Genomic DNA, 26,128 nt, shown 5'->3' on the forward strand with positions numbered 1-26,128 from the left:
GGCGTGGCGACGAGTCTTGAGGGGAAAAGACTCGTCGCCACGCCGACATGACGCGTGTCTTTGCTGGTTTAGACAGGTGAGCTCCGCCACAAGGAAGGGGCAGACAGGCCCGGTTTCTTCATGGACGAACAACAGACCCTGGACTTCCGCCCCACCGATAGCCCGCTCATGGGCAAGGTGAAGGGTGACCGCAACACCATGGTCTACAACTTCTTTTCCCTACGGCGGGACAAGGAGACCGAACTGCCGCGCTACGATGATGGTCGGATCTGGATCGAGGTGGTGGGCACCAAGCATGGCGTCGCCTCGATCTGGGACAAGGAATTGCTGGTCTATTCGGCCTCGCTCATCGCCGACAAGATCAACCGGGGCGAGGTGCCGTCACCTCGGATCACCTTTACCGCCCATGATTTCTTTGTCACCACGGGCAGCACCACTGGTGGCTCGGCCTATGAGCGGCTGGAAGAATCGCTGGCGCGGCTGAAATCCACCTTTGTGCGCACCAACATCGAAACCGGTGGGGAAGGCGAGGATCGCGGCTTCGGCTGGCTCGATGAATATCGCATTCTTTACCGCCGCAACCATGACGGTTCGAAGCAGATGCGGGCCGTGGAACTGACGCTGTGTGCCTGGCTGTTCCGCGCCATTGTGCAGGACAAGCATTTCCTGACCTACAGCCCGCGCTATTTCGAGCTGCCCCCGGTGGCCAAGCGCCTCTACGAGATTGCCCGCAGCGGTCCGCCCGGCGGGTTCCGCATGAACCTGACTAAGTTGCGCAGCCGGGTCGGCACCACGCAGGATCTTCGCCGCTTCAAGGCCGAGCTAATGGCCTACGCCACACACAAGCGCAGCCTGCCTGATTATGGCTTGGCGCTGGTGGATCCGCGGTTGCGGCGCTCCATCGACAAGGGCTTCCCCAAGCCGTCGGGTCAGACGCCCTTGAAGGCGTGGCTGGTGGCCTTCTATCCCACCAGCAACATCACCAGCTTGGCGCCGCTGGAACAGATGCCGTTGCTGGAAGATGAGGAAGCCGAACTCGCCATGGCCTGATAACAGGGAAGGCCGGGGCCTTTTTTGCCCCGGCGCTGGCCTGTTCGGGAGTTCTCCGCGACAGAGACAGGCGCGGAATTTTTCCGCTTCTCCTGGTGTCACGCCCTGCAGGCTATCAGCCGGTGGGTGCCTCGACGCCTACCGAACCATCCCGACGGAACACTGCGCCGCCTTCGCTCAAAACAGACTGCACACGGCCAAGAGTGCGGCTGGTGACGTTGCCATCGCCCTCGATCCGGCTCAGCGTGTTGACCGAGATGCCGGCGGCCTCGGCCAGTTCGCGCAGGCTGAGTCCGAGGGCCGCACGCGCCATGCGGCATTGCGCCGCTGAAATCAGCATGGCCGTCAGCGTCCCGGCGTCAGGTCAATATCGATTTCACGCAGCTCCAGCGTCGGCGAGGTGCCGATCTTCACCTTCACATGGCCACCGCGTGCGAGCTTGCGGATCTCCCGCAGGCAAGCCTCCTGCAGCCGCTGACCAATATCCTCGCCAAACACGGCGATGCGATCGGCGCCAATCTGACGCTTGAGGCGTGCCGCTGCGAGATGCGCGGTGCTGCGGCGTTTATGGATCAATGCGATGAGCGACATGCTCCTGGGGGCTCCTTCTTCCCGTGGCGTGGTCCGTTGGCGTCTCAGGCCCGGCCGAACAGGCGGCGGAAGAAGCCGCGCGGCTCGCCGCTCGTGCCCATGGCGGCGCTGATCACCGCCGCATCCGGAATGTCGGCGGGAAGGTGGCCGGCGGAGAGAAAGCGCTGCACTGCCTCGCGATAGGCGCGGCCCGCATCGGTCTCGCCATCCAGGCTCGCCGGCACGCCGGCATTGGAGGCCTTCAGCACCGCCTTGCTGTCGGGGATCACGCCCAGCAGTTCGGCCGAAAGGATGTCACGGATCTCGGAAAGGGGCAGCATCTCGCAGGTCTTCACTCGCTCGGGATCGAAGCGGGTGACCAGCAGGTGCTCCTGCACCGGATCGAGGCCTTCCTCTGCGCGCTTCGACTTCGAGGCGATGAAGCCCAGGATGCGGTCGGCGTCGCGGATCGAGCTGACCTCGGGGTTGCACACCACCAGCGCGTGGTCGGCGTGGTACAGCGCCATCATTGCGCCGTGTTCGATGCCGGCCGGGCTGTCGCAGAGGATATAGTCGAACTCCTCCTTCAGCTCCGCCATGACGCGGCTCACGCCCTCCAGGGTCAACGCGTCCTTCTCATGCGTCTGGGAGGTGGCAAGCACGTAAAGGTTGGCAACGCGCTTGTCGCGGATCAGCGCCTGCTGCAGCCGTGCCTGGCCGTTGGCAACATGCAGGAAGTCGTAGACCACGCGCTTCTCGATGCCGAGCACCAGATCCAGATTGCGCAGCCCAACATCGAAATCGACGAGGCAGACGCGCTTGCCGGCCAGTGCCAGGGCGGCGCCGAAGGCTGCGGTGGTGGTCGTCTTGCCGACGCCTCCCTTGCCGGAGGTCACAGTGATCACGGTCGCGGTCATGCGGGATTCTCCCAGCTATGTGGAGTGGCGTTTCAAAGGATCAGGGGAGGGGTCCGAAGCGAAGCCAGCCATCATCGATGTGCAGCTGTGCCGGTCGCCCGGACCAGGTAGCGGGGATGTCCTCGGCGCCGAGCCACAGCCCGGCGATCGAGAGCAGCTCAGCATCCATGTTTTTCGCAAATATGCGGGCCTGCGTGTCGCAGCCCACTCCCGCGCTGGCCGAGCCTCGGAGTGCGCCATAGACATGGATGCAGCCATCGGCGAGCAGCTGCGCGCCGGGCGAAACGGAATGCAGCACGATCAGATCCGCCTCGGCGGCATAGATGCGCTGGCCGGACCGGACCGGCTCGGTGACGATCACAGGGGGACGGCGTTCGGGGGAACGTTGCAGATCCTGCTGTGTCTCCCCTTCCACCATGCGGCCTAGGCCACAGGCCAGAGCGGCCCGCTCGATCTCAGGCCAACGGGCGCGGAAGGCGGCCGGCACCAGACCGCAGGCACGAACCGCCTCGATCAGCGCTGCGACGCGTAAACCGGCACCTGGTGCCCAGCTGGTCAGGTCCAGCACCACGGGCGCATGGCGGAAGTAGCCGGCAACCATGCCGAGCCTGGCGACCAGTGCCTCCTGCAACAGACTGGCTTCCAGTTCGGGCAATTCCAGCGTCAGAAAGGAATGTGCCCTGCCGCGCAGGCGGATAGGCGCCTCGGTTGTCACGGTCCAGGGATTATCTGACGTCATCACGTCTGCCTTCTGCTGTCGCCGCCCGCTTTCGCATTATACCGGGCAGCGGTTAGGTCCTTCCGGTCCTGAACCTCTTCGTAGAGGCATTAGATGTTTTTCGCAACATGTTTCTGCTCTGTTCCAAGATATTGCGAAAAACACCAAGAGTTCGGTCGATGATGAAGGCGACGCCTCGGCCTATGCAGTCAGGCCGCCTGCAGCAGCCGCGGCGGAACACTGGTGGTAAAGCCGTGCAAACGCGAGGCCGCAGCCGCGAGCCAGAGCCTGAAGTGCCCAGCACCCAGAAACCCGCCCGCCAGCACTGTCTGCGATACTGGCAGGGCTCGGCGCTCCAGCTGTGCCAGCGCAACACGGCGCATTGCGGGCAGCAATTCCCTCTCGGGCGCTGAAGGATCGGGCAGGGCAGCAGCCTGCTGAAAGGCAGGCAGGGCGGCAGCCTCCGTTAACAGCGTTTCCGGCAAACGATCGAGCGGTCGCATCCGTGCGCCATCCCAGACCAGCAGCCGCATGTCATGCCGATGAGTGCCTGGCGGCACCAGAAAGCCCAGCACATCGCCAGGTTCGGCCTGCAGCAGACCACCCAGCCAGTCGATTCCTGCCTCCAACAACAACCGGCGAGGCGGCAGGCTGGCCGAAACCTCAAGCCGCGGCAGTGCCATGTCGTGCAGCACACGAGAGCCGCGGGTCGCATGATCGAGGCTTTCCCCTGTCAGCAACAGCGAAGCCTCAGGGTCGCGGAACAGTCGGTGAGGGTGATCCGTACCGAGCTTGCGCCCCATCAACAATGCCACCAGCGCCTCGGCCTCGAGCCGGGGTAGTGGGCGCCGCAAACCAACATCCAGCTCCAGCCGCGCCTCGCGCGGTGCGCTGCCCGTCATGACCGTTCCCGCGCCAGGCGACGGCTGGCACTGTCCAGCAACTGCGCCAACGAGGATGGATCGACTTCCGCCACACGCCGCACGAGGCGCAATGACGGCTCGTCATGCGGATCCTCCTCGATCACATGGACTTCCACCGGCACTTCGCTCAACACGGTTTCGATCAAGCCCTCCCGCAAGGTGACCGCAAGCCGCGGCATCCGGGCAGGGTCCAGCGCTTGGGCCAGTCGATCCAGCAAAGTCTCGAACTCCGCCTCCCCGGTATCAGCCTGGGTGATGTCGAGCAGGGTATGACCCTCTTGCAACAGGCTCGCCTCTCCTGGCGCATGGCGGATGATCTGCATTCGGCTTCTCCGGAATCGATCGCTGAGGTGGTTGGTGCCACGACGAGCGATTGTATTCAAGATTTTTCGCAAAATTCAGGAGGATTAGGGCCTTGGATTGATCTGCCATACCCATACCCAAGAGAGCCCATCAAAACCCTTGCGAAAAACAACCCATCTTCCTAGAGTATGATTCATCGCATAGGGGGACCCGCGGTGAAAATTCTGGTTGTTGATGACTATCCGACCATGCGGCGGATTGTGCGAAATCTTCTCGACCAAATTGGCCACAAGGATGTCGAGGAAGCCGGAAACGGTGCCGAGGCTCTGGAGAAGATCAAGGTTTCTCGCTACGATCTCGTGATTTCCGATTGGAATATGGAGCCCATGACCGGGCTGGAGTTGCTCAAGGAAGTCCGCGCCGACGCCGCGCTGTCGAAGACGCCCTTCATCATGGTAACGGCCGAGAGCAAGGCCGAGAATGTGGTGGCCGCCAAGCAGGCCGGCGCTTCGCAGTACATCGTCAAGCCGTTCACGGCCGAGACGCTGAAGGCGAAGATCGCGTCCGTCATCAACTGAACGGGGGCCGCATGAGCGCTGCTCTGTCCGGCCCGGCGGCAACGTCGCATGCGGGCCTGGCCCGCATCACCGGGCATGTTGCGGCCATCTCGGCCGAGGTGGACCGTCTGCTGGGCCTCGGCAGTACTGGGGAGGGCGCTGCGGCCGATAAGCTGGTCCAGGCGTGGGACGAGATGCGCGGCATGTCGCGCATCCTGGCCGAGATGCGTGCCGAGGTGATTGGCCTCGCGCCGCCCTCAGCGGATCTGGGCGACGCGCTGGATGCGGTGGTCAGCGAGACCGAGGGCGCCGCCTTCGAGATCCTGCGTCAGGCCGAGCGTGCCCAGGCGGCAGCCAGTCGGCTGCAGCACGGGAAGGCGGCCGATCCAGGGGTAGAGATCGCCGAGGTGGAACAGGCGGCACAGGCCATCGTGCTGGCCTGTGCCTTCCAAGACATCACTGGGCAGCGCGTGCGCAAGGTGCTGGTCACGCTACGCCAGGTCGAGGTTCGGGTCACAGCCCTGGTGGCGCTGCTCGGCATCAGCCCCGAGGAGGCACAGCGCGAGGCAGGCCGCATATCGTCTGATGATCATCGGCCTGATGCGCATCTGCTGAACGGCCCGAGCTCGGCAGTTGAAGGCGGTCTTGGACAAAGTGCCGTGGACGATCTTTTCGGCTGACTGGTCGCACACAGAGCCCTTACAGGCGGCAGGGAAAGAACCTCATGAGCATTACCCTGGGACAGCAGGCCCCTCTTCAGGGAGGGAGCCCGATGATCCGTGCCGGCATGCCGGGCACCGTCGCCGCGCCGGAGACCCAGGGCTTTGGCCTGGTGATGGCCCTTGTGGCGCCCGCCACTGTTTCGGCTCCGCCACAGACAGCATCCTCGCTGCTGGAGCCGGGCGGGACGGGCTTGGAGCTTGCGCCTCAGGAAGCCTCGCAGAACATCGAGCCGCTTGCCGCCAAGCCCGATATCGGCGCCTTCCAGGGCGGCTTGCCCTGGGATGCGCTGGCCGCGGCGGCCGAAGAAGCCGGCCGGCTGGCGATGCCTTTCCAGTACCCGCCGCCACAGCAGGCGCAGAATGCTTCGCTGCAGGCAAATCAGGTGCCAATATCCGGCTTGCCGCTGCTTTCTTCTGCCACTCGTTTGGAAGCAGAGCCGAGCCGCCGCTCCGTTGTTTCCGAGGAAGCCGGCCAACCTGCCATCTCTTCCACTCCTTCTCAGGAGAACGGTTTGGGGAATCTAGCGCCTGAACAAGGCGTAGCCTCAGCGGCACCGGAAGTGCCGCATAAACCGCTTCCTGGTGTTCAGCCCGCATCCACGGTTTCTCCCGGCATGGGGCCGGCACAGCCCTGGCCTTCCTCCGCAACCGCATCGGCAAAGATCGCAAAGGCAGCGGCGGGTGTCGTGGAAGCCACCTCGTCGGCCGTGGACACCGAGCCGACAGCCCCATCGTTCCTGCCCGACCCGGCCACAGCGCCGCTCCCGCGGCCAGTGGCCGGAACCATCGGTGCTGCCGTACCGGCCTTGCCCGCACAGGCCATGGCGGCGGCATCCGCGATACCTTCCCCGATGCGGGCCGATCCCGCAGCCCTTTCGTTATCCGGTGTTGCCGGCAGGAGCCGTTCCGGCGAGGATCTGTCTGATCGTCTGCAGCACTGGCCGGTGGTCAAGGCCCGCGACGCGACGGCACTCGCATCGGTGGCGATGATAGATCAGCCCGATCTTGCTTCCGCCGCCACAGCCTCGATGGCGTCCATTCTTGGGACACGGTCGGATCCAGGATTGCCGTCCCTCGCCGGATCGATGCAGCCGCAACAGAAAGCGGCCGAGCCGATCGTCGCCGTGACAGGCGATAGCGGCATGCCCGACCTTGCGGGCCTGGCAGTGCCGGCCGCGCCTTCACCCGTTGCCGCTCAAATGTCCTCCGTCCTGCCTCCCCTGGCCACCGCTCCGGCGCATCGCCCGCAGATTGCCGCCGAGGCGGCGCCACAGCTGGTGTTGCGCCTGGCCCAGGCCAGCAAGGATGGCGTGGACAGGATCTCGGTGGATCTGCGCCCGCCGGAGCTAGGCCGGGTGGAGATCCAGCTGACGTTTCGGGACAATGCGGTGCAGGTGGTGATGCGTGCGGAGCAGCCAGAAACCTTCGAGGCCCTGCGCCAGGACCGTCAGCATCTGGAGCAGCAATTGGCCGATGCAGGGCTGCAGCTCGGTGCAGGTGGGCTGGATCTGCAGCAGGGCCGCCTCCCGCGCCCGCAAGCCGAGGCGCCCGGCTCCACGGCAGGCGATGCCGATCTCGCCGAAGCACCAGAGGAAACAAAGGAAAGCATGGCTGATCGGCGCCCCATTGCCTCGGACAGCCTGATCAACATCTTCGTCTGACGCGACACGCGCCGCACCTTCCGGAGAGCCAGCATGGCCGCCACATCGAGCATCACCGCCACCAGTTCGGTGGCCCAGGCCAGCATCGGGCCGACCACGCAGCTCAAAAGCAGCAGCGAGGATTTCGACCGCTTCCTGACGCTGCTGACAGCGCAGATGAAGCATCAGGACCCGATGCAGCCGACCGATCCGACGCAGTTCGTGGCGCAGCTTGCCCAGTTCTCGCAGGTGGAGCAGCAGACCAAGAGCAATACCTACCTGAAGACCATCTCCGAGGCGCTGACCAACAGCGGCAGCTTGTCGGAGAATGCGGCGCTGCTTGGCCGTACGGTGCAGACGGAAATGTCCAGGATCACCCTGCCCAGTGCAGGCGCCACCTTGCCGCTGAGCCTCACCGTCAGCAGCGACGGCAATCTGCAATCCAAGCGCCTTGAGCTGCTGAGCGGGTCCGGGCAAGTGTTGCGGCAGATCGGTCTGGCAAGTGGCAGCACCACTATGACCTTCGACGGCAGGGACAGCTTCGGGCAACCTTTGCCGGCCGGTACCTATGGGGTGCGTGTGGTGGCCGACGACGCCAACCATGCGCGCCAGAGTGCCGGCGCGGTCAGCAGTTCCGGCAAGATCACCGAACTGCGCCGCGGCAGCGATGGCAGCGTCAGCCTGCTGCTGGAGAACGGCAACATCGTCAGCGCCGCCGATATCACGCGCCTGGCTTCAAGCTGACGCTCAACGGGGCGGCGCCTCCAGGCGGCTGATGGCCGTGGCCTGACCGAGCCGATGCCGCGCCGCCTGCAGCACCGCCTCGGCCATCCTGTGGCCTGCAGCCGGCGACAGGTGATAGGCGTCATCGAAATCGCCGCTGCTCAGCAGCGGAAGCTCGTCGCGCCGAAGGATCAGCAGATCAGGGTGGCGCTGCTGCAGCGCCGACAGATAGGCGCCGAAGGCACGGTGCTGTTGCAGCAGGCCCGGCGTTTCGCCGTGCGGATTGTACTGGCCCTCAACCAGTACCGTGCCGATGCCGGCCTCACGCAGACTGCCGATAAAAGCTTCGAGCAGCCGCGACATGCCCTCCATGGGTTGCGTGGCACGGGCGGTTAGGGCCGCATAGTTCACTGCATCATCCGCACCACGCTGCGGCCGGAATCCAGGCAGTCCTGCCAGCGACGCACTGCGCGAAAGGATGTCGCGGAAGACGAAGTTGTAGCGATACTCAGGCAAAAGCGCGCCAAGCACGAGATCGCGCTGCAAGTCGGGAAGCGCATCCGAAGGCAGTGCAGCGCGAAGCGCCGCCACCTGATCGGGGATGCGCAGCAGCGGCACCGGAGCCAGCCTTGCCCATTCCGGCCGCAGCTCGGCGGCCAGATCGAACTCCGAGATGTAGAGCAGCACATGCTGTGGCCGCAGGGCGAGGATGCGATCACGATACAGCATCATGTCCATGGGCGTCATACCGGCCAGCGAGAAGAGCTGCAGGTCGTCACGGCCGCGCGTGATCTCGCGGTAGATGGCAAAGGTCTGGCTGGAGCCGATGGCCAGGAACTCGGCGCCGGGCCGGGCCGGCATCAGGCTGCGGAAACGTTCGGCAATCACATCGGTTTGCCGCCAATCCGCATGACCCTGCAACGCCACGTAATAGGCGCCCCAGGCCACCGGATTGCCGAACAAGGCAACACGCAGAGCGAGCAGCCCAAGCAGCGCAAAGGCGCTGGTGCGCCACAGCCCGTGCAGACGGCGTCGCACCAGCCAGAAGCCGAGACCGATCGCGACAAGCTGCGTCAGCAGCACTGCCAACATCATTGGGTCGATCAGCTGGGAAAGGCGCTCGAGCATGGGTGGGGCTCCGCCGTCAGAACTGGAAGTAAATGAAGTGGGACAAACCGAAATCCCCAAAGACGGGAATGGCCAGGGCCAGGCAGGCAGCACAGGCCCAGCGTGCCGGACCAGGCAGGTTCAGTGGTCGGAGGGTGCCATCAGGAGCACGCAGCGCATGATCGGCAAGCAGGGTTGCGCCGCCGAGCATTGCCAGGCTGACCATGGAAGGCGTCAGCCCCGCCGCCATGTCCGCCGAGGTTCCAAGGGCGAGGGCCCGCAGAAAGCCGCCAACTTGCGCCAAGCTTTCGGCGCGGAACAGCAACCAGCCGAAGCAGGTGAGATGAAACATGAACAGCACGGCCAGGACATGACCAAGCCCCGACAGCAAGGGCAGATGCAGCCGTGCCGCGACCGGTGCCATGGCACGGTGCAGGATCAGCAGCAGCCCATGATAGAAGCCCCACAGCAGAAAGGTCCAAGCGGCACCATGCCACAGGCCGCCCAACACCATGGTGGCCAGAAGATTGCGGCTGGTCTTCCAATTGCCACCCCGGCTGCCGCCAAAGGAAATGTAGACGTAGTCCCGCAGCCAAGTGGACAGGCTGATATGCCAGTGACGCCAGAAAGCCTGCGGATTGGTTTGCCGGTAGGGATGGCCGAAGTTCGGCGGCAGCACAAAGCCCATCAGCCGGGCCACGCCGATGGCGATGCCGGAATAACCGGCGAAATCACCGAGGATCTGGAAGGCGAAGGCATAGATGCCGAGCAGAACATGGAGCCAGGATTCCGGCTGGCTGGTGGCAAAGGCGGAGTTGGCGATCGGCGCCAGGTTGTCGGCCACCACCACCTTGAGGAAGTAGCCGAACAGGATCAGCCAGAAGCCCTCCACCACCATGGTTTCCGTGATGCGACGCGGTGCGTGCAGTTGCGCCAGAACGGTTCTGGCTCGGATGATCGGCCCTGCCACCAGATCGGGAAAGAAGGCCACAAAGAGCGCGTAGTCGAGCAAATGACGCTCCGGCCGGATTTCCCCCCGATAAACGTCGATCGTGTAGCTCAGGCTCTTGAAGACAATAAACGAGATGCCGACTGGCAGGATGATGTTGAGCAGTGGCCAGCTGACCGGTTCGCCTAGCAGACCTACCAGATCCGCTGCTCCCTGGATGAAGAAATTGCAATACTTGAAATAGATCAGCACGCCGATGTCGAAAACGACGCTGAGACCGAGAAAGAGTTGTCGACGTCGCTGGGATGCGTTGCGGGCAATGGCATTGCCGCAAGCCCAGTCGACCACTGAGATGGCCGCCAGCAGAAGGCAGAACCGCCAATCCCAGCCGGCATAAAAGACATAGCTGGCGACCAGAAGCAGGCGGTTCTGCGCCTGATGGCCCTTCCATCGTCCGAGCGGCAGATAAAGCGCCATCAGCGCGGCGAAGAAGGCAACAAAGGTCCATGAGTTGAACAGCATGGTGCACGTCCCAGGAAGTCGGGCGGGACGTTAACGGCCACGAACAAGCACTCAACGAGATTCATTCATTTCTGGAGACAAGCACGCAAACTTGAAAGGATTCTTTTTAAAGAGTTGAAACCTATGCTGCTCCGAAACAATGCGTTGGATCGTCAGCTATGCAGCAGCCGGGTGATCACCACGTCCCGAAGGCCCGCTTCCTGAATACGGGCCAAGCTGTCGAACAAGCTGTCGCGCAGCAGGGAAGGATCGGTGCGGCCCGGACGCAGCTCTTGCCGTTCGGACATGGCCATCAGACGCTGCAGCACCGCCTGCTTGAGACGAGGCTGCAAGTCGCGGAAGCTCTGGCTCTGGTTTGTTTCGGTTTCCAGCGTTATCGACACCACAATGTAGGACATTCGACGGCCGCTGTTGGGCAGGTTCACCGTGAAGTCGCCCAGCGCAACATACTCAAACTCCTTCTTGGGAGCCGGTTCCGCAGCGCGGGCGGGTGTCATCGCGGCCACAGGCGCTGCCACAAGCATGCCGATCATGAACCTCCTGGACGATAAATTCGACATCAAAACAACCCCTGCGAGTGTGTTTCCTGTTTCGCAGCCGGCTTTTCTCAGGTCAAACAAATCATCCCGATTTTTGCGACGCAGCGCGGCCTCTTGCCGCCTGCGCCCATACAATGCCGATGACCCGAGCCACCGCCTCGAAATGCTGCGGCGGGATGGTGTGGCCGACCTCCACCGTGGCGTGGAGGGCGCGAGCCAGTGGCCGGTCCTCGATCACCGTCACCCCGGCCGTTCCGGCGATCTCGCGGATCTTCAATGCAATATTGTCTACCCCCTTGGCCACGCAGATCGGCGCCGCATCCTCGCCCCGTTCGTAGCGCAAGGCGACCGCGAAATGGGTCGGGTTGGCGATCACCACCGTGGCTTTGGGCACATCCGCCATCATGCGCCGCTGCGACATCTGCCGCCGCTTCTTGCGTTGCGCAGCCTTCACATGCGGGTCGCCCTCGGTGGATTTCATTTCCTCACGCATTTCCTGCAGGGTCATGCGTTGGCGACGGCGGTATTCGAAACGCTGGAATCCGATGTCGATGGCGGCGATCACCCCGGCCACCAGTGTCACGGCAAACAGCACCGAGACGATCAGTTGCTTGGCCAGCGCCGGGAAAACAGCCGGGTCGAGCGCGGCAAGCTGACTGCTCTGGTCATAAAGCGGCTTGCCGACCACCCAGCAGGCCGCGGCAAGGGCCAGCATTTTAACCAGGTTCTTGCCGAACTCGAACAAGGCTTTGAGGCCGAAGATCCGCTTGAGGCCGGCCATGGGCGAGAGGTGCGACAGCTTGGGCCGCAGCCTTTCCCCCGCCATCACAACGCTGTTCTGCGCCAGGTGCGGCAACAGGCATCCCACGATCAGCAGGCCGAAGACCGGCAGCAGAACAAGGCCCAGCGCCCCGGCCACGGCAGCGCCGGCCTGACGGAATCCTTCCGACTCCAGTTCCAGAAAGGCGTCAGGCTGCTCGATCAACGGCAGCATGATCGCCGCGACGTTCTGCGCGATCAACCCGCCGCCGAGGCCGAGCACGATCAGAAAGGCGGCGTAGAGCCCGAAGGCCGAACCCTCGCGGGAGATCGGGATGTCACCCTTCTCGCGCGCCTGCTGAAGCTTGCGCGGCGAGGCGTCGAGGGTTTTTTCCTGGCCGCTTTCCTCCGCCATCAGCGCATCACGGTGAAGACGTTGCCGTAGGCGCCAAGCATCTCATCCACCAGGGTGGGCGCCGCGACGCCGAGCAGGTGCAGCCCGGCCAGCAGGAGAGCCGGGGCGCCGATCATGAAGACCGGCATGGCCGGCATGGCCCGGTTGATGCCGGCGAGCGCGATGTTGAACAGAACGGACAGGAACAGGAACGGCATGGAGAGCTGCATGGCGAGGCGGAAGGCGGTGGTCATCCCCTCGCTCATGCTGCGGGCGGCGGCGGCGGCGGGCAGGGGCTGGCCAAGCGGGATCAGGTGGTAGCTGTCTGCCAACGCACGCAGGCCGGGATGATGGCCATCCATGGCGAACAGCGCGGCCAGGCAGGCGGCGTAGAGGGCAGCGCCAATCACCGCGGAGTTGTCGCTGCCGATGCCGAAGGCAAAGGCGTTGCTGATGCCAATGCATTGGCCGATGATCTGGCCGGCCGTCTGCACGGCGGAGAGCAGAAGCCGCGACAGCGTGCCGAGAAACGCACCGGCGACAATTTCCATCACCATCGCGAAAGCCACGCCCCAAACTGCCGGCTGCGGAACGGCGGGACCGGAGAGCGGTGCAATGCAAAGCGCGATAAGCAGTCCGGCCAGGATGCGGATGCGCGCCGGCACCTGGATCTCGCCCAGCCCCGCCAGCAGCAGCAGTGCCGCCGAAACCCGGCAGAACACCAGCAGCAGCCGGTAGAGCTCCGCCGAAACCCAGGTCTCCAGTGACAGCGCCATCATCGCCGGGTCAGATCTGGCCCACGGTGCGCAGCTTGACCCGCTGGTGCACCTCGGCGTGGGAGATCACGGCGATGGTGGGGTTGATGCGCTCCACCAGCTGTCGCACGAAGGGACGTGCTCCGGCCGAGGTCAGCACCGCCGGCCAGTCGCCGCGCGCGGCGGCCTCGGCGATGCGGGCACGGGTGACGGTGACCAGCTCCTGGATCTTGGACGGCGCCATGGTGAAGGAGCGCTGGTCGCCCTCCTCGAGAATGGAGGCACCGACTTCGCGCTCCCAATCAGGCGAGAGCAGAAGGGCGGTGACATAGCCATCCTCCTGCGTCAGCCCGCGGCAAATCTGCAAGGAAAGGCGCTGGCGCACATGCTCGGCCAGCAGCGAAACGTTGCGGGTGAAGCCGGCCGCTTCGTGCAGCGCCTCTAGGATCAGGGGCAGGTTACGGATGGAGATGCGCTCGGCCAGCAACGACGCCAGCACCTTCTGCACAGTGGCCAATGGCAGCACCGCCGGAACCAAATCAGAAACCAGGCGCTGATGATCCTTCTCCAGCCCGTCGATCAGCTTCTGCGTCGCCGCATAGCCCTGCAGCTGGGCCATGTAGCCCTTCAGCACCTCGGAAAGGTGGGTGGTCAGCACGGTTTCGGCGTCCACCACGGTGAGGCCCTGCGCCATCGCCATCTCGCGCAGCGCCGGCTCAATCCAGCGCGCCTTGATGTGGAAGGAAGGCTCCTGGGTGTCGATGCCGGGCACGCCGATTTCCTGCCCCGCCGGGGCAAAGGCCAATAGGCGACCGAGCACCAGCGTTTCGCGCGCCACTTCGACGCCCTGTACCTGCACCGAATACTCGCCCGAAGCTAGGTCCATGTTGTCCTTGATGCGCACCGCGGGCAGCACGAAGCCGAACTCCAGACCAAAGGCCCGCCGCAGCTTCTTGATCTTTTCCGACAGACCACCCTGGCGGCTGGCGGTCAGCGAGACCAACCCCATGCCCAGCTCCAGGCGAACGTCGTCGACCCGGATCAGCTCGGCCATGGTTTCCTCGCGAGGCGCGGTGTCCACGGCCTCAGGGCCTGCTTCGGCGGCAGCGGCGGTGCGGGCCTGGCTGCGCTGCGCCAGCCAGCCGCCGGCAGCGGCCAGCATGCCCAGCACCATGAAGGGCATAAAGGGCAGGCCCGGCATCACCGCGAACAGGCAGGACAGGCCGGCAGCGAGAAACAGCGGCTTGGGCTGGGCGGCCAACTGACCGATCAGCGCCTTGTCGGTGGAGCCGCGCACATTGCCCTTGGAGACCAGCATGCCGGCGCCGATGGACACGATCAGGCCCGGGATCTGGCTGACGATGCCATCGCCGATGGCCAGCGTCACATAGTTCTCGGCCGCGTCACCAAGACCCATACCGTGGCGCAGCGTACCGACAATAATGCCGCCCAGCACGTTGACCACGGTGACGATGATGGCGGCCACCGCGTCGCCACGGACAAATTTCGAGGCACCGTCCATGGCGCCGAAGAAGCCGTTCTCGTCCTCGATCTCGCGCCGGCGCCGCTTGGCCTCGGCATCGTCGATGGTGCCGGCTGCCAGATCGGCGTCGATCGCCATTTGCTTGCCCGGCATGGCATCGAGGTTGAAGCGCGCGGCGACCTCGGCGATCCGCCCTGCACCCTTGGTCACGACAATGAAGTTGACGATGATCAGAATGGTGAAGACGATCACGCCGATGATGAAGTCGCCGCCGACCACGAAGACGGCGAAGCCATGGATCACGCTGCCCGCCGCATCCGGCCCCTGATGGCCATTGGCCAGGATCAGGCGGGTCGTGGCCAGGTTCAGCGCCAGGCGCAACAGCGTCGCTACCAGCAGCACGGTCGGAAAGGCGGAGAAATCCAGCGGCTTCTCGATCCAGATGGCCACCATCAGGATCAGCACGGACAGGGTGATCGAGGTGGCGAGGCCGAGATCGACCAGCCAGCTCGGCATCGGCAGCACGAGGACGGCGAGCAGGACCACCATGGCGGCGGCGAAGAGCAGATCCTGATGGCCAAAGGCGGCGCGCATGCGTTGCAGGAAGCCCATGGCTCTACAGCCCCACAATCAGTTGTGCGATCTCTTCCGTGTAGGAGCGAAGTGCCGCGAAGCCGAAAGGCAGGGACAGCATGCAAACAAGCAAGGTCGCTACGATCTTCGGCACATAGGAGAGGGTCTGCTCCTGAATCTGCGTCAGCGCCTGCACAACGGAAACCGCAAGGCCCACCAGCAGCGCCGCCAGCAGTGGCGGGGCGGCGATCATCATGGTGGTGTAGAAGCCGCCGCGCAGCACCTCCACCACATCTCCTTCATTCATCGCGGATTCTCCGGCGAGCAGTGTGGCGGCGGATCAGACCGCCATGCGGAGCACGTCCATGTAGGCGGAGACCACCTTGTCGCGGAGTTGGGTCATGGTCTGCACGGTCAGCTCGGCATTGGCGGCGGCCTGCACCACCTCCTGCACATCGGCGGTGCCGGCGACGCCGCGCGCGGCGGTGACTTCGGCATTGCGCAGCGTGGCAAGAGAGGCGCGGGCCGCGTCTCCCACCATGGCGCCGAAATCACCGCCGGCGCCGGAGGTTCCGGTGGCGCCATAGGCGCGCAGAGCTGCGGAAGTGGGCTGGATGGCAGCGAGAGGAGCGGTCATCGGATCAGGACCTCAGAATGTCGAGCGTCTTGCCGTAGAGCGTGCGGGCCTGCTGCATCACCGCAATGGACGCCTCGTAGGAGCGGCCGGCAGCGCGCAGATCGGCCTGTTCGATCAGCGGGTCAACATTGGGAAGCTTGACGTAGCCACTCTCATCCGCTGCCGGATGAGCAGGGTCGAACTGGGTTCGGAAGTTGCGCTGATCGGCGCGGATGTTGTCGGTGCGCACCAACTCCGCACCGGTGCCGCGATCGACCATGTGGCCGAAGCTCACCAGTTTGCGGCGATAGGGATCACCACCGGCCACAGCGGCGGTGGAGTTGGCATTGGCGATGTTTTCGGCGGCGACGCGCATGCGGGTCGCTTGGGTGCTCATGCCCGAGGCCGCGGTCGCCATCGCCTGGGTAAGCGGGCCGCTGCCACTGACAGGCGGAATCCGCAACATCAGCGGCCACCCGCCGCGGTGCGCAGCAGGGCGGTGCCGCGCTTGTAGACCAGGGTCGTCAGGTCATAGGCCTTTGCCACATCCGCCTGCTTCACCATCTGCTCCTCCAGATTCACGGTGTTGCCGTCCGGATCCTCGCCGTAGGAATTCGCCCGGTCGGTAACGACATCGGCACCGCCGCGGGAGGCACCGAAATGCCCCGCCTGGGTCGAGGCCAAGCGCAGCGGCATCAATCCCGGCTGCGCGCGCAGCAGCGTGCTGTCGAAGCTGAAGGGCTTCACATCACGGGCACGGTAATGCGGCGTGTCGGCATTGGCGATGTTCTGCGCCAGCACATTCTGCCGCTCGGACAATTGCCGCATGCGCGCGCCGCTGATGCGGAAGACGTCGATGCTGTCGAGCATGGATGCTCCCTTTTCGCCATAGGCCAGCCATAACCCATGCGGCCGCTTCTGTCGAGATTTTTCGCATGGCTTTCTCATCGATCATCCATGACAATGAGGGGGCAAAGAAGCTCGCCACCACAGTTTAGGAAATTTTTTCGCATGCCCAGTGCCCGCTCCGAGCAGATCACCCTCGACGCTGCTTTCCTGCCCCTGACCCGCCTGCCACGCTGGCGCCGCTTCGGCACGCTGGCCGGAGTGCAAGGGGCCGCGCTTTCAGCCACCGGGTTGGGACAGGGCGCAGCCATCGGCGATCGCTTGCGCATCGACCGTCCCGGCCGTGCCGCCGTGGAGGGCGAGTTCGTTGCCTTCAGCCAGGGCCGCGCCATCGCCGTGCCGGAGGGCGGCACCGAAGGTCTTGGCCCCGGTGCCCGGGTGTGGCTAGAGGAACCGCTGGCGCTTTATCCGAGTGATGCCTGGCTGGGTCGGGTGATCGATAGCCTGGGCCGTCCGCTCGACGACCAGGGCCCATTGCCGCAAGGCTCGCGCGGCGTCGCGCTGCGCCAGCCAGCACCGCCGGCCATGCGCCGCCGTCTGGTGGGCAGCAAGTTGGAAACCGGGATCCGGCCCATCGACGTTTTCACGCCAATTTGCCGCGGCCAGCGTCTGGGCATCTTCGCCGCGTCCGGTGTTGGCAAATCCACGCTGATGGGCATGTTGGCTCGTGGCGTCGAGGCCGATGTCATTGTGGTCGGTCTGATCGGCGAACGCGGCCGCGAGGTTCGCGAGTTCTTGGACCACACGCTCGGAGAGGAAGGACGCCGGCGCACCGTGGTGGTGGTCGCCACTTCAGACGAGCCAGCCCTGGCCCGCCGCCGCGCGGCGCAGGCTACTCTGGCGGTCGCCGAACACTTCCGCGCCGAGGGCAGGCAGGTTTTTCTGCTGCTCGATTCCGTGACGCGGCTGGCCCATGCGCAGCGGGAGATCGGCCTGGCGGCCGGCGAGCCGGCAACGGCCCGTTCCTACACACCTTCGGTCTTCACCGAATTGCCCTCGCTGTTGGAGCGCGCCGGGCCGGGGCTGGAAGGAGAGGGAGACATCACTGCCATCTTCACCGTTCTGGTGGATGGCGACGATCATGACGAGCCGATCGCTGATGCGGTGCGCGGCATTCTGGACGGGCATTTGGTGCTGGACCGACGAATCGGCGAGCGTGGCCGTTGGCCGGCCATCGACGTGTTACGCTCGGTGAGCCGCGCCTTGCCGCGCTGCCATGACACACAGCAGAACGCGCTGCTGGCAAAAACGCGGCGCCTGCTCGCCACCCATGCCGACATGGCCGAGATGATCCGCCTGGGCGCCTATCGCGCCGGCAGCGATGCGGAGGTGGATGCGGCCATCGCGCACAATGCCGGGCTGGAGGCGTTTCTCAGCCAGGATATCAACGAGCGTAGCACGGCGGAGGATAGTTTTGCGCGGCTGGCCACTCTGCTGCAGCCAGAACCTTGAGGCGCGCCCGGGGCAACGGCCCCGGCAACCGCATCATCGGCTGGAGAGGATGGAGAACAATGCCGCCGAACTCGCGCCCGAGAACCGGTCGCCCCCCCAGGAGATCGGCTGCACCAGGCCAACGATGCCGTTGCTGCTGGCCAAGGCCTGCGCCTCGGCCACGCTGGTCTGGGCCACATAGCGTTCCAGCATCTTGCCCAGCTTCGCGCTGTCCTTGAACTCCGCAATATCCATACGCTGGCTCAGGACATCACGCTGGCGGTCAACATCGAGGCGGCCAAAGCTTTCCGGCAGCCCCAGGGCGGACTGCACCACAGCCGCCAGGTTCCGATCGGCGATGACGCTGTACCAATTGGTGATGGTGGGCAAGGTACGCTTGGCATAAACCGCCCGCCGCAGACTTTCGGACGTGCCGCCCAGGGATTCCTCGAACCGGGCCTGGGTGTACTTCTGGGCAATCGAGTCGAGAAGGGCGGCATCGGCAACCTTGGCACCGCCGACCACAGGGCGTCCCGGCGTGCCATTCGCGCTTCTCAGCACGGTTGCCGTGGAATCACCAGTGAAGCTGAACTCCGGCAGGTTGCGGTTCCGCGCATCGGTAAAAACCAGCGAGCCATCCTTTACCGCAACGCTGATATCACCATGTCCGCCATCGGCCTTGCGGAAGGCAGCCTGCAGCCGGGCCGCGATGTCCTGCGGCCTGTTCAGGCCCGAGAGATCGACATCGGATATCGCAACGGTGCCGAAGGTGCCGCTGAAGCTGGTGAAACCTCGGCCATCGTCCAGCCCGCTGAGCAGAACGCGGCCGGTCAGAGGGGACAAGCTGCCTTCGCCTTCAACTGCGCGAGCCTGGCTGCCGTCCGCGGGCTTGAATCCGAATTCAACAGCGCCCCTTCCCTTGGCATCCGTCACGATCAGGTTCAGGCCGAATTGCGTGACGGTGATGTCGCTGCGGCCCCCATCGGCCTTGCGAAAGGCGGCCTGCAGGGCAGCGGCCACTTCACCGCGGCTGTGCAGACCTTCCAGGGAAACATTCTCGACCTGCACCGTGCCAAAGCTACCCGCGAAGCTGTTGAAGCCTTTGCCGTTCACCGGCCAGCCAATCTGCAACGTGCTGCTGGTCGGAACCGCGGGAACCGCCGCAGTGACCGAAGCACCATAGTTCAGATCCGCCGCAAGCACCCGGTAGCGCGCATCGGTCATTCGGCCGGCCGTCGAGTTCTTGTCGCTGGGGTCGCTCTCCAAGACCTTCCGCATCAGCCCGTTATAGCCGATCTGGGCGTCGAGCCCGTAGGCCTTGAGCACGATCTCCTGCAGGCGCCGATCCTCCAGGAGCGACTTGGCGTCGGCCTTAGTCGGCAGCTTGTTCCGCAGATAGGCCAGGTCGTTCTGCAAGATCGGATCCTTGCTGAACGCCTTGAAGTCGGTGGGCGACTTGGTCTGCAACAGCTTCCAGCCGGCCAGGCCGAGCGGAACTCCGGTCAAGATGGCGCCAACGGTCATGCTTCGGTCGAGACCCCGCTTTCTTGTTCTGCTTCCGGCTGGTAGCCGCCGGGCAGACGCAGCAGGAGGCGATCGGTCTCGGGATCGCGCAATTCGGAGTAGAGGCGCATCGTCTCGCCATCGAGCCGCACGTCAAAGGCGGGGCTGCTGGCCACCACCTGCTTCTGCCGCTCGGCCGTCTGCATCTCGCCGCTCTCGGAGGGCACCTCCTCGCGCAGCGCCTGACGCTCCGGGCGGGTGGGCGCTTCCTGCGGGGCTACGGGTTTCTTGGCGGGCGGGGCGGGATCGATCATGGCGATGCGTCCTTGTTCTCGGATTGCGGATCCGGAGGCGTCTCCCATCCTGGGAAAAAGGGTGCTGGTCAGCCGGCGCGCTGTTCCGGCGCGTGCAGGGCCTGAACAGGGCCGGACGGCAGGCGAGGCGGCTCGCGGCGGAAGCGCTGCGGCGGCTCCATCTCCAGCAGCGCGGCCTCATACAGGACGAGGTCGCGCAGGGCGGCGAGGGCGCGATAGGTGTTGCCGAGACGCATCTGCCGCTCCGCCTCATCGAGCAGTTGCAGATGCTCGGGCTTGCGGAAGGCCGTGCGCAGCGTGGCCAGCTGCGTCTCGAACGCATCCATGCTGCCCAGCGAGGGCTGCGCGTTCAGCAGCACGTTCTGCGCGGCGAAGTAGGCGCGGCGGACGGGCGTGCTGGCATCCTCGGCCTGCAGCACGTCCTTCTCGCGCACGATCTGCGCCTGGGTCTCGACCATCAGATAGGCGCGGCGATCGCCGTTGGTGATGACCGCGCCATTGATGAACAGCCTCTCGCCGGGGGCGAGCTTCAGGATCAGCGACATCAGCTCATCTCTGTGGCAGGGGTGATGCCGGGCTGCAGCCCGGCCATGACGGCACGGTTCACATCGATCAGCGGCTGCACGCCCTGGCGTGCACGCAGCACGCGTTCGCTCTCGGTGAAGACCCAGCGGGCCAGTGAGACGAGGCGCGCCTTCAGCGCATTGTCGAAACTGTTGTTCTCGCCGGCGAGATCGGCGGTGAAGGCGATCCAGACCAAGCGGTTCTCGTGAATGGCGGCGGACAGAGCAGTCGGACCGGCATCAACCTGAGCGGCTTGGTCCAGCAATGCGGTGGCACGGGCCAGCACGCGGTACTCGATCTCGCGCGGATCCTCGGTGCCGCGGATCACCGCGCCATAGGCGGCGGCGGCGCCCAGCGGGCGGCGAACCGGGTTCGGGAGTGTCTCGTAGGCGTTTTGCAGCATCGGATTCTTCCTGGGGCACGTATTGGCCGGGTCCGGCGGGGCAAGGCGCGTGGGCTGGAGAGACGATCACCAGGCCACGCTGCCCGAACCCGCCGGGGGTCAGGCAAGGGTGCGTCCGGGACGGTGGTCCGCCCCGGGCGCGAGCTGGATCAGCGGCCGAACAGGGCCAGGATGCTCTGCGGCGCCTGATTGGCGATCGACAGCGCCTGGGTGCCAAGCTGCTCCTGTACCTGCAGGGCCTGCAGGCGGGCGGCTTCCTCGGACATATCGGCATCCACCAGGGCGCCGACGCCGCTGGTCAGAGTGTCGACCAGCTTGTCCATGAACTCCTTCTGCATGTCGACGCGCTTGCCGGCCGAGCCGAAGGAGGCGGCGGTGTCGGTTGCCGTCTTCAGCAGGCTGTCGACGCTGCTGAGCAGGCTGGCATAGTCAGTCTTCACCGGCTGGAAAGCGGTGAAGGCGTCATCGGTGTCGGCGGTGATGGTTACAGTTGCGCCAGCCGCCGCAGCAACACCCAGCGAGGTGCCGCCAACCGCTGCACCACTCGCGAAGTCATCGGCGGCGATCAGTGCCGCGCGGAGCGCATTGCCGATCGCGGCACCAGTGTACTCGCCATCCGCGTTCTTGATGTTCGCATCGTCCAGCTTGATCGAGCGGTACTCGATCTTGTTGACCGTGTCCTCGGCCTGGTATGCGGTGCCCGCGGCGAAGTCGTTGGTCGCCTTCAGCACCAGGGTGCGGCTCTCGGCTCCGACCTTATAGTTAAAGGTGAAGGTTTCGCCATCCTTCAGCGCGACGCCGTCCTGGAAGGTGAAGGTGGTGCCGGTGGTCGGATCGCCGACAGTGCCGTTGTCGGCGATCTTCGAGCCACCGATATTGGTGACCTCGAACTTACCCGATTGCACCTTGCGGTCAGCCGCGGCGATATGCAGGCCGTCCGCCGCACCGCTCGCGCGGAAGAGCGCAGAGAAATCCTTGTCGTCGTTCAGGGCGGTGATGAGGCCGGCCACGGTCGTCACGCCAGCGCCCACCTGCACCGTCAGGCTGCGCGCATTGCCTTCCGCGTCCTTGTAGTCGACTTTGAAGCTGCCATCAGTGTTGGTCAGGATCTTGCCGTTAGTGCCGGCATTGTCGTTGACGTCGAAGGTCTTGTAGGTTGTGCCCATCGCCTTCTCAGAGGCCTTCACGTCGGCGAGGTTGGCGTCGTTGAAGAACTGGTCGCCGCGCGACACCACGGACAGGTTGGACAGCTCGCTCAGCTTGCCGCCGGCGGCGGTGCTCAGGTTCACCTTGTCCACGTCGATGTAGGATGGAACGCTGGCGCCATCGACCAGGTTCACGGAAGCGACCATGCGCTCCGTGCCCTGGCCGTTCATCAGGTTGACGCCCTTGAGCGCCGAGCCCTGCACCGTCGACTCGACCTGCTTCACCAGCGCGTCGATATCCGCCTGGATCGTGCGGCCATCCAGCACGCCCTGCTGAGCGGCGGTGATCTTGGACTTGATCTCGGTGATCAGGCTGGCCACCGCCTCGCCGCCCGTCTGCGCCGTGCTCAGCACCGAAGAGGAGAGGGACAGGTTCTCGCTAACCTGCTTGAAGTTGGAGATATCCGAACGCATCGAGGTCGCGACAGCCCAGGTCGCCGCGTTGTCCTTCGCGTTGCTGACCTTGAGGCCGGTGGAGATGCGGTTCTGCGTCTCAAGCAGGCTCTTCTGCGTCGACTTCAGCGACTGCAGCGCCGTCATCGCGCCGTTATTGGTGAGGATCGAGCTGACCATTGTTGCGCCCTTCGAGGGTTCCGGTTCAGGGGAGCGCCTTCTGACGCGATCATCGCGGGTGGGGCCCACATCGAGACCCGCAGCCGTGGCCGATTCCTAGCATCGGTCAGAATTTCGCGACAAGAAGTTCTGTGCCTCAACAATCGAATACTGAAGTTCACTAAGATTCGTTGATTTTTACTTTAGCATTCTGTTCATTGCTGCAGGTCCAGGCGCAGTGGATCAGGCGGTGTGGTCGAGTTGCGCCGCCAGGGTATGACGCAGCGGCCGGCGCCGAGCGGCGGGGCCGTAAAGCCCAGGATCGGCCGCGCCCGTCACATCCTGCCGCAACCGCTCGCGCACCATCTCCAGCGCACCGGCAACAGCGCCCAGCACCAGCGCATTTTCTTCCGCCGCGCGCAGCATCGCCGCCAGCGCATCCCGCGAAGCATCGTCTTCGGGCACGCCCGCCCCCGCCAGCGCCGCCACGGCTTCGCGCTTGCGGTCCACCATCTTGACCAATTCCGTCAGCTGCGCCTGGCGTGCGATGGCAGCCTCTGCCTCCAACACGGCACGCAAATCCTCCGCCGCCTTGCGAAACTCGCTCATCGCCCCGGCCCCACAGCGATGCCACGGATCGAGGCCTCCAGCGTATCGCCAAGGCCCAGGCCACCACGCGCCACCAGCGCCGCGCCCAGCGCGTCATCCATGAAGCTGTCGAAGGCATCACCGCCGGTACCGCGTCCGCTCATGCCGCCGGATCTGGCGGCGGGCCGTGCTGCGCGCAGCAATTCCGCCGCGAAGCTGCTTTCCAACTGGCGGGCCAAGCGACGTTCAGTGCCATCCGGCCTGCCTGCCAAAGGCGTGTTGAGGACATCCATTCTAAAACTGGCCTTCTGCTCAGGCGGATTTTTTGCCGCCTTCCGTGGATACGCCCCAATCTTAGTCGGTCATCAGCAAATTTTCGCATAACATGGGGCAACAAAGCCGCCTCCAGAAGGGACGGCTCCTGCGCACTCCAGAAGGGGACAACCCCTGCCGCAAGAAGCGGCTGACAAGGAACCGACGCCGTGGGCGTGGATGAAGACAATTGCAGCGAGTCGCTGGGGTCGAAACGGCGCCAGCAGATCCGCAGAAGAGCCCTGGCCAGCGAGTTGCGCGGCGATTTCGATCGCCGTTTGCTGTCAGGAGAAGACGTGAACAGCCTGGCCCGCGCCTTCGGCATCGAGCCTTGGTACGCGCAGCGTCGCGCCAACCGCATTCTGGCCAAAGCCAGCCGTATACAGGAGCAATCGCCCTTCATGGGCGGAATGTCGGAGGCGGATGATGACATGACGCCAATGCAGTATGCCTGCAGCCTGCTGGGCCTTCGGGTCCGTCCGTTGCGCAACGGTTATTACGTGCTGGATGGTCATCAGGCAGGCCCCAAGGAAGTGGCACGCGCCGCCAACCGCCTGCTGCGCGACCGTGGGCTGCCGGAAATTCCTTATCCGGGTCTGACACCGCTCTATCGCTGAACGAAGCGGCGCTCGCCTCCAAGGGTGGCGGGCACCTTCGTCAAATCAGACGGCCGGTACTTCGCTCAGCAGCTGCTTCGGTGTGGCGCGCAGTTCCGTTTCCAGCGTCACCAGGCCCTCAACGCCCTCGCCGGCCAGTTCACCGGCGGCCTGGGCCGCAGCCTGTCCGGCCTGGGCCAGTTCCTGCAACGCCGCCTCGGCCTCGGCGACCAGAGCCGCAGTGCTGGCGGCTGCGGCCATCAGAACAGCATCCTCGACGCTGTCGGACATAGCCAACTTGGCTTCCGGCTCGGCCACGGGCTCGGGTTCACGCTGACGGTGCAGGCCCCGGACCCTGGCACCACGCTCGATGCTGATCTCGTCATAAACCAGCTCGGCTTCCAGGATCGCGGTGCGGGCCACCTCGATCTCACGGGCAATCACGGTACCGCGCAGGGTGCCGGCGATCCGTACGCGCTCGGCGGTGACGGTGCCTTCCACCAGCCCCCCCACTTCCAGAAACATCAGCGGTGCCTGCAATGCGCCCCGCAGCACGCCCTCGACACGCACGGCGCCGCGGCTGCGCAACTCCCCATCCACTTCGCTGTCTGCAGCCAGCAGCATGGGACCAGGCGTGGCCGGTGCCGGGGCTGGACGGGCGGAAGGGCGTGGCTCGGCGGCCAGGTCGATATGCTCGAAGGTGATCCGCGGCTCTCCGCCGCTCGACTTGCCGAAGAGGCTCATATCCGGTCCCGTTCTAGGATGTGTGGGAGGCGGGCTGACCGCGCTCTGCCTTCTTCTATATTTTTCGCATCACTTCTGCAAATGTTTTCGCATGGTTTGTGGCGACAAATCTCACCCCGGCGGCGACGGAACGGCAGCGCAGGCGCGCATCATCTCATCCAGGTGCCATCCTTGTGCCAGCAACGCTGCCAGGGCCGTCATCTGCAGCGCTTCGGGCAGCAGCGTGGCCTGGCCTAGGCAGCGGGCCAAGGTAGCGAAACCCGTTTCCAACTCCGCCCCCAGCGCCAAACCAGGCAAGAGCGGCGCCTCCGGCGAGTTGTCGGCAACAGGCAAATGTTCGGGCGGCGCGCTCAGCTGGCGCCCGCCGGCCAGATAGAGCCTGCCAGTGCCACGATCCGCCTGTCCGCAGCAGGCCTGCAACAGATCCGAGGCAGATCCGCCGCTGGTCAGCAGCAGGCCAACCAAGCGCGGCCAAGCACCCCCCATCGCTTCTGCCTGCTGCCGCAGCAGCCCACAAGCGGTGCTATCCAGCAGCCAGATCCCGTCCGGTGCCGGTTCATCAAAAGCGTCGTCCAGGGCAGGGAGATGCATCTCGCGGAACTGCTCAATGGCCACCGCTAGCGCAGCCTGCTCCGCCAGCGCCAGTTCCGCGCTTCCCAACTGCAGCAAACGCCGTCGGCGCAGCGCCACCAGTTCGGGCGCGTTCAACAACGTCAAAGGCCAGGCACAGGCGGCATCCCGCATCAGGGCATCGAGACGGCGGATCGGCGCCAGATGCGTGCCACCCTCAGCGCGAGGCAGGGTGCCCTGATCGATGGCCCATCGCTGCGCCGCCTCCGCAGCGGTGCCCAGAAACCGTTTGCTGCCGATGCGGATGGTGCACTGCCGGGTGGCCAGAGCGGCCCGCGCTGCCCAGTCCTCGGCGGCAGCACGGTCCGGAAAGGCGTGGCGACCAAAGGCAGCGGCACCTTGGCAGAGTGCGGCTTCCCAGCCTCCCTGACCATCTGGTCCCAGCCTGAACACCATGAGCGATGCCCCTCGCGATTTCGTGAGCACCAAATGGCGAGTTCAGAACCGCGCATGCAAGCTTTCTTGGCCCGCGCCAGGCAAAAATCGGCGGCGAGCCCCAGACAGGCTGCGCCACCGACCTTAAACTATAGTATTTCGCATGGCATGGAGCCGCTTCCACA

At 65.0% G+C, this 26,128-nt stretch carries 32 protein-coding genes; 7 read left to right on the forward strand and 25 right to left on the reverse strand.

Annotated features, from left to right (window positions below):
* The first annotated feature begins 120 nt into the window (after positions 1-120).
* A complete protein-coding gene (locus tag ACFOD4_RS13650; protein ID WP_379597239.1) occupies positions 121-1,050 on the forward strand; it encodes a replication initiator protein A in 930 nt (309 codons plus the stop codon).
* 115 nt (positions 1,051-1,165) lie between these two features.
* Here ACFOD4_RS13650 and ACFOD4_RS13655 read toward each other — a convergent pair whose 3' ends face one another.
* From ACFOD4_RS13655 to ACFOD4_RS13680, 6 genes are all read right to left on the reverse strand, one after another.
* The gene (locus ACFOD4_RS13655; RefSeq protein WP_379597240.1) at positions 1,166-1,390 is read right to left on the reverse strand and encodes a helix-turn-helix domain-containing protein; all 225 of its coding nucleotides are present in this window, start codon (positions 1,388-1,390) and stop codon (positions 1,166-1,168) included.
* A gap of 5 nt (positions 1,391-1,395) precedes the next feature.
* On the reverse strand, positions 1,396-1,641 hold the full coding sequence (locus tag ACFOD4_RS13660) for a hypothetical protein (RefSeq protein WP_379597242.1): 246 nt from the start codon (positions 1,639-1,641) through the stop codon (positions 1,396-1,398).
* 44 nt (positions 1,642-1,685) lie between these two features.
* Positions 1,686-2,537 carry a septum site-determining protein MinD gene (gene minD, locus ACFOD4_RS13665; protein ID WP_379597243.1) on the reverse strand — a complete coding sequence of 284 codons (852 nt, stop codon included), beginning with the start codon at positions 2,535-2,537 and terminating at the stop codon, positions 1,686-1,688.
* A 40-nt stretch (positions 2,538-2,577) separates the two neighbouring features.
* Positions 2,578-3,276 (reverse strand): septum site-determining protein MinC, encoded by a 699-nt coding sequence (gene minC / locus ACFOD4_RS13670; protein ID WP_379597245.1) that lies wholly within the window; start codon positions 3,274-3,276, stop codon positions 2,578-2,580.
* A gap of 188 nt (positions 3,277-3,464) precedes the next feature.
* A complete protein-coding gene (locus ACFOD4_RS13675) occupies positions 3,465-4,157 on the reverse strand; it encodes a hypothetical protein (RefSeq protein ID WP_379597247.1) in 693 nt (230 codons plus the stop codon).
* Positions 4,154-4,501: a hypothetical protein gene (locus ACFOD4_RS13680; RefSeq protein WP_379597249.1), complete on the reverse strand. Its 348-nt coding sequence runs from the start codon at positions 4,499-4,501 to the stop codon at positions 4,154-4,156. Before ACFOD4_RS13680 ends, ACFOD4_RS13675 begins: the two co-directional genes overlap by 4 nt.
* A 195-nt stretch (positions 4,502-4,696) precedes the next feature.
* Between ACFOD4_RS13680 and ACFOD4_RS13685 the strand changes: the two genes are divergently transcribed.
* From ACFOD4_RS13685 to ACFOD4_RS13700, 4 genes are read left to right on the forward strand one after another with little or no spacing between them, the layout of a single operon-like run.
* Positions 4,697-5,059 (forward strand): response regulator, encoded by a 363-nt coding sequence (locus ACFOD4_RS13685; protein ID WP_456316895.1) that lies wholly within the window; start codon positions 4,697-4,699, stop codon positions 5,057-5,059.
* 11 nt (positions 5,060-5,070) lie between these two features.
* Entirely contained in the window at positions 5,071-5,718 is a 648-nt protein-coding gene (locus tag ACFOD4_RS13690; RefSeq protein ID WP_379597251.1) for a protein phosphatase CheZ, read from the forward strand.
* Positions 5,719-5,762: 44 nt separating this feature from the next.
* Positions 5,763-7,421 (forward strand): flagellar hook-length control protein FliK, encoded by a 1,659-nt coding sequence (locus tag ACFOD4_RS13695; protein ID WP_379597253.1) that lies wholly within the window; start codon positions 5,763-5,765, stop codon positions 7,419-7,421.
* Positions 7,422-7,454: 33 nt separating this feature from the next.
* On the forward strand, positions 7,455-8,144 hold the full coding sequence (locus tag ACFOD4_RS13700; protein WP_379597254.1) for a flagellar hook assembly protein FlgD: 690 nt from the start codon (positions 7,455-7,457) through the stop codon (positions 8,142-8,144).
* Positions 8,145-8,147: 3 nt separating this feature from the next.
* Here ACFOD4_RS13700 and ACFOD4_RS13705 read toward each other — a convergent pair whose 3' ends face one another.
* From ACFOD4_RS13705 to ACFOD4_RS13750, 10 genes are all read right to left on the reverse strand, one after another.
* A complete protein-coding gene (locus ACFOD4_RS13705) occupies positions 8,148-9,251 on the reverse strand; it encodes a hypothetical protein (protein ID WP_379597256.1) in 1,104 nt (367 codons plus the stop codon).
* A gap of 16 nt (positions 9,252-9,267) precedes the next feature.
* A complete protein-coding gene (locus ACFOD4_RS13710; RefSeq protein WP_379597258.1) occupies positions 9,268-10,701 on the reverse strand; it encodes an MBOAT family O-acyltransferase in 1,434 nt (477 codons plus the stop codon).
* Between the two features lie 152 nt (positions 10,702-10,853).
* Positions 10,854-11,234, reverse strand: a complete 381-nt coding sequence (locus ACFOD4_RS13715; protein ID WP_379597259.1) for a flagellar basal body-associated FliL family protein — start codon at positions 11,232-11,234, stop codon at positions 10,854-10,856.
* Between the two features lie 88 nt (positions 11,235-11,322).
* A complete protein-coding gene (locus ACFOD4_RS13720) occupies positions 11,323-12,414 on the reverse strand; it encodes an EscU/YscU/HrcU family type III secretion system export apparatus switch protein (RefSeq protein WP_379597261.1) in 1,092 nt (363 codons plus the stop codon).
* Positions 12,414-13,172, reverse strand: a complete 759-nt coding sequence (locus ACFOD4_RS13725) for a flagellar biosynthetic protein FliR (RefSeq protein WP_379597263.1) — start codon at positions 13,170-13,172, stop codon at positions 12,414-12,416. The genes ACFOD4_RS13720 and ACFOD4_RS13725 overlap by 1 nt, the downstream gene beginning before the upstream one ends.
* 7 nt (positions 13,173-13,179) lie before the next feature.
* Positions 13,180-15,243 carry a flagellar biosynthesis protein FlhA gene (gene flhA / locus ACFOD4_RS13730; RefSeq protein WP_379597265.1) on the reverse strand — a complete coding sequence of 688 codons (2,064 nt, stop codon included), beginning with the start codon at positions 15,241-15,243 and terminating at the stop codon, positions 13,180-13,182.
* 4 nt (positions 15,244-15,247) lie between these two features.
* Positions 15,248-15,511 (reverse strand): flagellar biosynthesis protein FliQ, encoded by a 264-nt coding sequence (fliQ, locus tag ACFOD4_RS13735; protein ID WP_379597267.1) that lies wholly within the window; start codon positions 15,509-15,511, stop codon positions 15,248-15,250.
* Positions 15,512-15,544: 33 nt separating this feature from the next.
* A complete protein-coding gene (locus ACFOD4_RS13740) occupies positions 15,545-15,841 on the reverse strand; it encodes a flagellar hook-basal body complex protein FliE (protein ID WP_379597268.1) in 297 nt (98 codons plus the stop codon).
* Between the two features lie 4 nt (positions 15,842-15,845).
* Positions 15,846-16,286 carry a flagellar basal body rod protein FlgC gene (flgC, locus tag ACFOD4_RS13745; RefSeq protein ID WP_379597270.1) on the reverse strand — a complete coding sequence of 147 codons (441 nt, stop codon included), beginning with the start codon at positions 16,284-16,286 and terminating at the stop codon, positions 15,846-15,848.
* Complete coding sequence (locus tag ACFOD4_RS13750) at positions 16,286-16,690, reverse strand: flagellar basal body protein (RefSeq protein WP_379597272.1); 405 nt, start codon at positions 16,688-16,690, stop codon at positions 16,286-16,288. The genes flgC and ACFOD4_RS13750 overlap by 1 nt, the downstream gene beginning before the upstream one ends.
* Positions 16,691-16,831: 141 nt before the next feature.
* On the opposite strand from ACFOD4_RS13750, the gene ACFOD4_RS13755 reads away from it, so the two are divergent.
* Entirely contained in the window at positions 16,832-18,178 is a 1,347-nt protein-coding gene (locus ACFOD4_RS13755; RefSeq protein ID WP_379597274.1) for a FliI/YscN family ATPase, read from the forward strand.
* A 33-nt stretch (positions 18,179-18,211) separates the two neighbouring features.
* On the opposite strand, the gene ACFOD4_RS13760 is transcribed toward ACFOD4_RS13755, so the two are convergent.
* The 7 genes from ACFOD4_RS13760 to ACFOD4_RS13790 all read right to left on the reverse strand — a co-directional run bounded on the left by ACFOD4_RS13760 (position 18,212) and on the right by ACFOD4_RS13790 (position 23,579).
* Positions 18,212-19,681, reverse strand: a complete 1,470-nt coding sequence (locus ACFOD4_RS13760; protein WP_379597275.1) for a DUF1217 domain-containing protein — start codon at positions 19,679-19,681, stop codon at positions 18,212-18,214.
* A complete protein-coding gene (locus ACFOD4_RS13765) occupies positions 19,678-19,974 on the reverse strand; it encodes a hypothetical protein (RefSeq protein ID WP_379597277.1) in 297 nt (98 codons plus the stop codon). The genes ACFOD4_RS13760 and ACFOD4_RS13765 overlap by 4 nt, the downstream gene beginning before the upstream one ends.
* A 68-nt stretch (positions 19,975-20,042) precedes the next feature.
* Complete coding sequence (locus ACFOD4_RS13770) at positions 20,043-20,519, reverse strand: flagellar biosynthesis repressor FlbT (protein ID WP_379597278.1); 477 nt, start codon at positions 20,517-20,519, stop codon at positions 20,043-20,045.
* A complete protein-coding gene (gene flaF, locus ACFOD4_RS13775; RefSeq protein WP_379597279.1) occupies positions 20,519-20,941 on the reverse strand; it encodes a flagellar biosynthesis regulator FlaF in 423 nt (140 codons plus the stop codon). Before flaF ends, ACFOD4_RS13770 begins: the two co-directional genes overlap by 1 nt.
* Positions 20,942-21,090: 149 nt before the next feature.
* Entirely contained in the window at positions 21,091-22,788 is a 1,698-nt protein-coding gene (locus ACFOD4_RS13780) for a flagellin N-terminal helical domain-containing protein (protein WP_379597281.1), read from the reverse strand.
* A 153-nt stretch (positions 22,789-22,941) separates the two neighbouring features.
* Positions 22,942-23,307, reverse strand: coding sequence for a hypothetical protein (locus ACFOD4_RS13785; RefSeq protein ID WP_379597283.1), 366 nt, complete (start codon positions 23,305-23,307; stop codon positions 22,942-22,944).
* Positions 23,304-23,579, reverse strand: a complete 276-nt coding sequence (locus ACFOD4_RS13790) for a rod-binding protein (protein ID WP_379597284.1) — start codon at positions 23,577-23,579, stop codon at positions 23,304-23,306. Before ACFOD4_RS13790 ends, ACFOD4_RS13785 begins: the two co-directional genes overlap by 4 nt.
* 189 nt (positions 23,580-23,768) lie before the next feature.
* Here ACFOD4_RS13790 and ACFOD4_RS13795 point away from each other — a divergent pair, with 189 nt between their 5' ends.
* Positions 23,769-24,215: a hypothetical protein gene (locus ACFOD4_RS13795; RefSeq protein ID WP_379597286.1), complete on the forward strand. Its 447-nt coding sequence runs from the start codon at positions 23,769-23,771 to the stop codon at positions 24,213-24,215.
* Between the two features lie 45 nt (positions 24,216-24,260).
* On the opposite strand, the gene ACFOD4_RS13800 is transcribed toward ACFOD4_RS13795, so the two are convergent.
* Together ACFOD4_RS13800 and ACFOD4_RS13805 are read right to left on the reverse strand one after the other, a co-directional pair.
* Positions 24,261-24,938: a bactofilin family protein gene (locus ACFOD4_RS13800; RefSeq protein WP_379597288.1), complete on the reverse strand. Its 678-nt coding sequence runs from the start codon at positions 24,936-24,938 to the stop codon at positions 24,261-24,263.
* 111 nt (positions 24,939-25,049) lie between these two features.
* On the reverse strand, positions 25,050-25,964 hold the full coding sequence (locus ACFOD4_RS13805) for a hypothetical protein (RefSeq protein ID WP_379597289.1): 915 nt from the start codon (positions 25,962-25,964) through the stop codon (positions 25,050-25,052).
* Between the last annotated feature and the right edge of the window lie 164 nt (positions 25,965-26,128).

The sequence above is a fragment of the Teichococcus globiformis genome (assembly GCF_042646265.1).
GTDB lineage: Bacteria > Pseudomonadota > Alphaproteobacteria > Acetobacterales > Acetobacteraceae > Pseudoroseomonas > Pseudoroseomonas globiformis.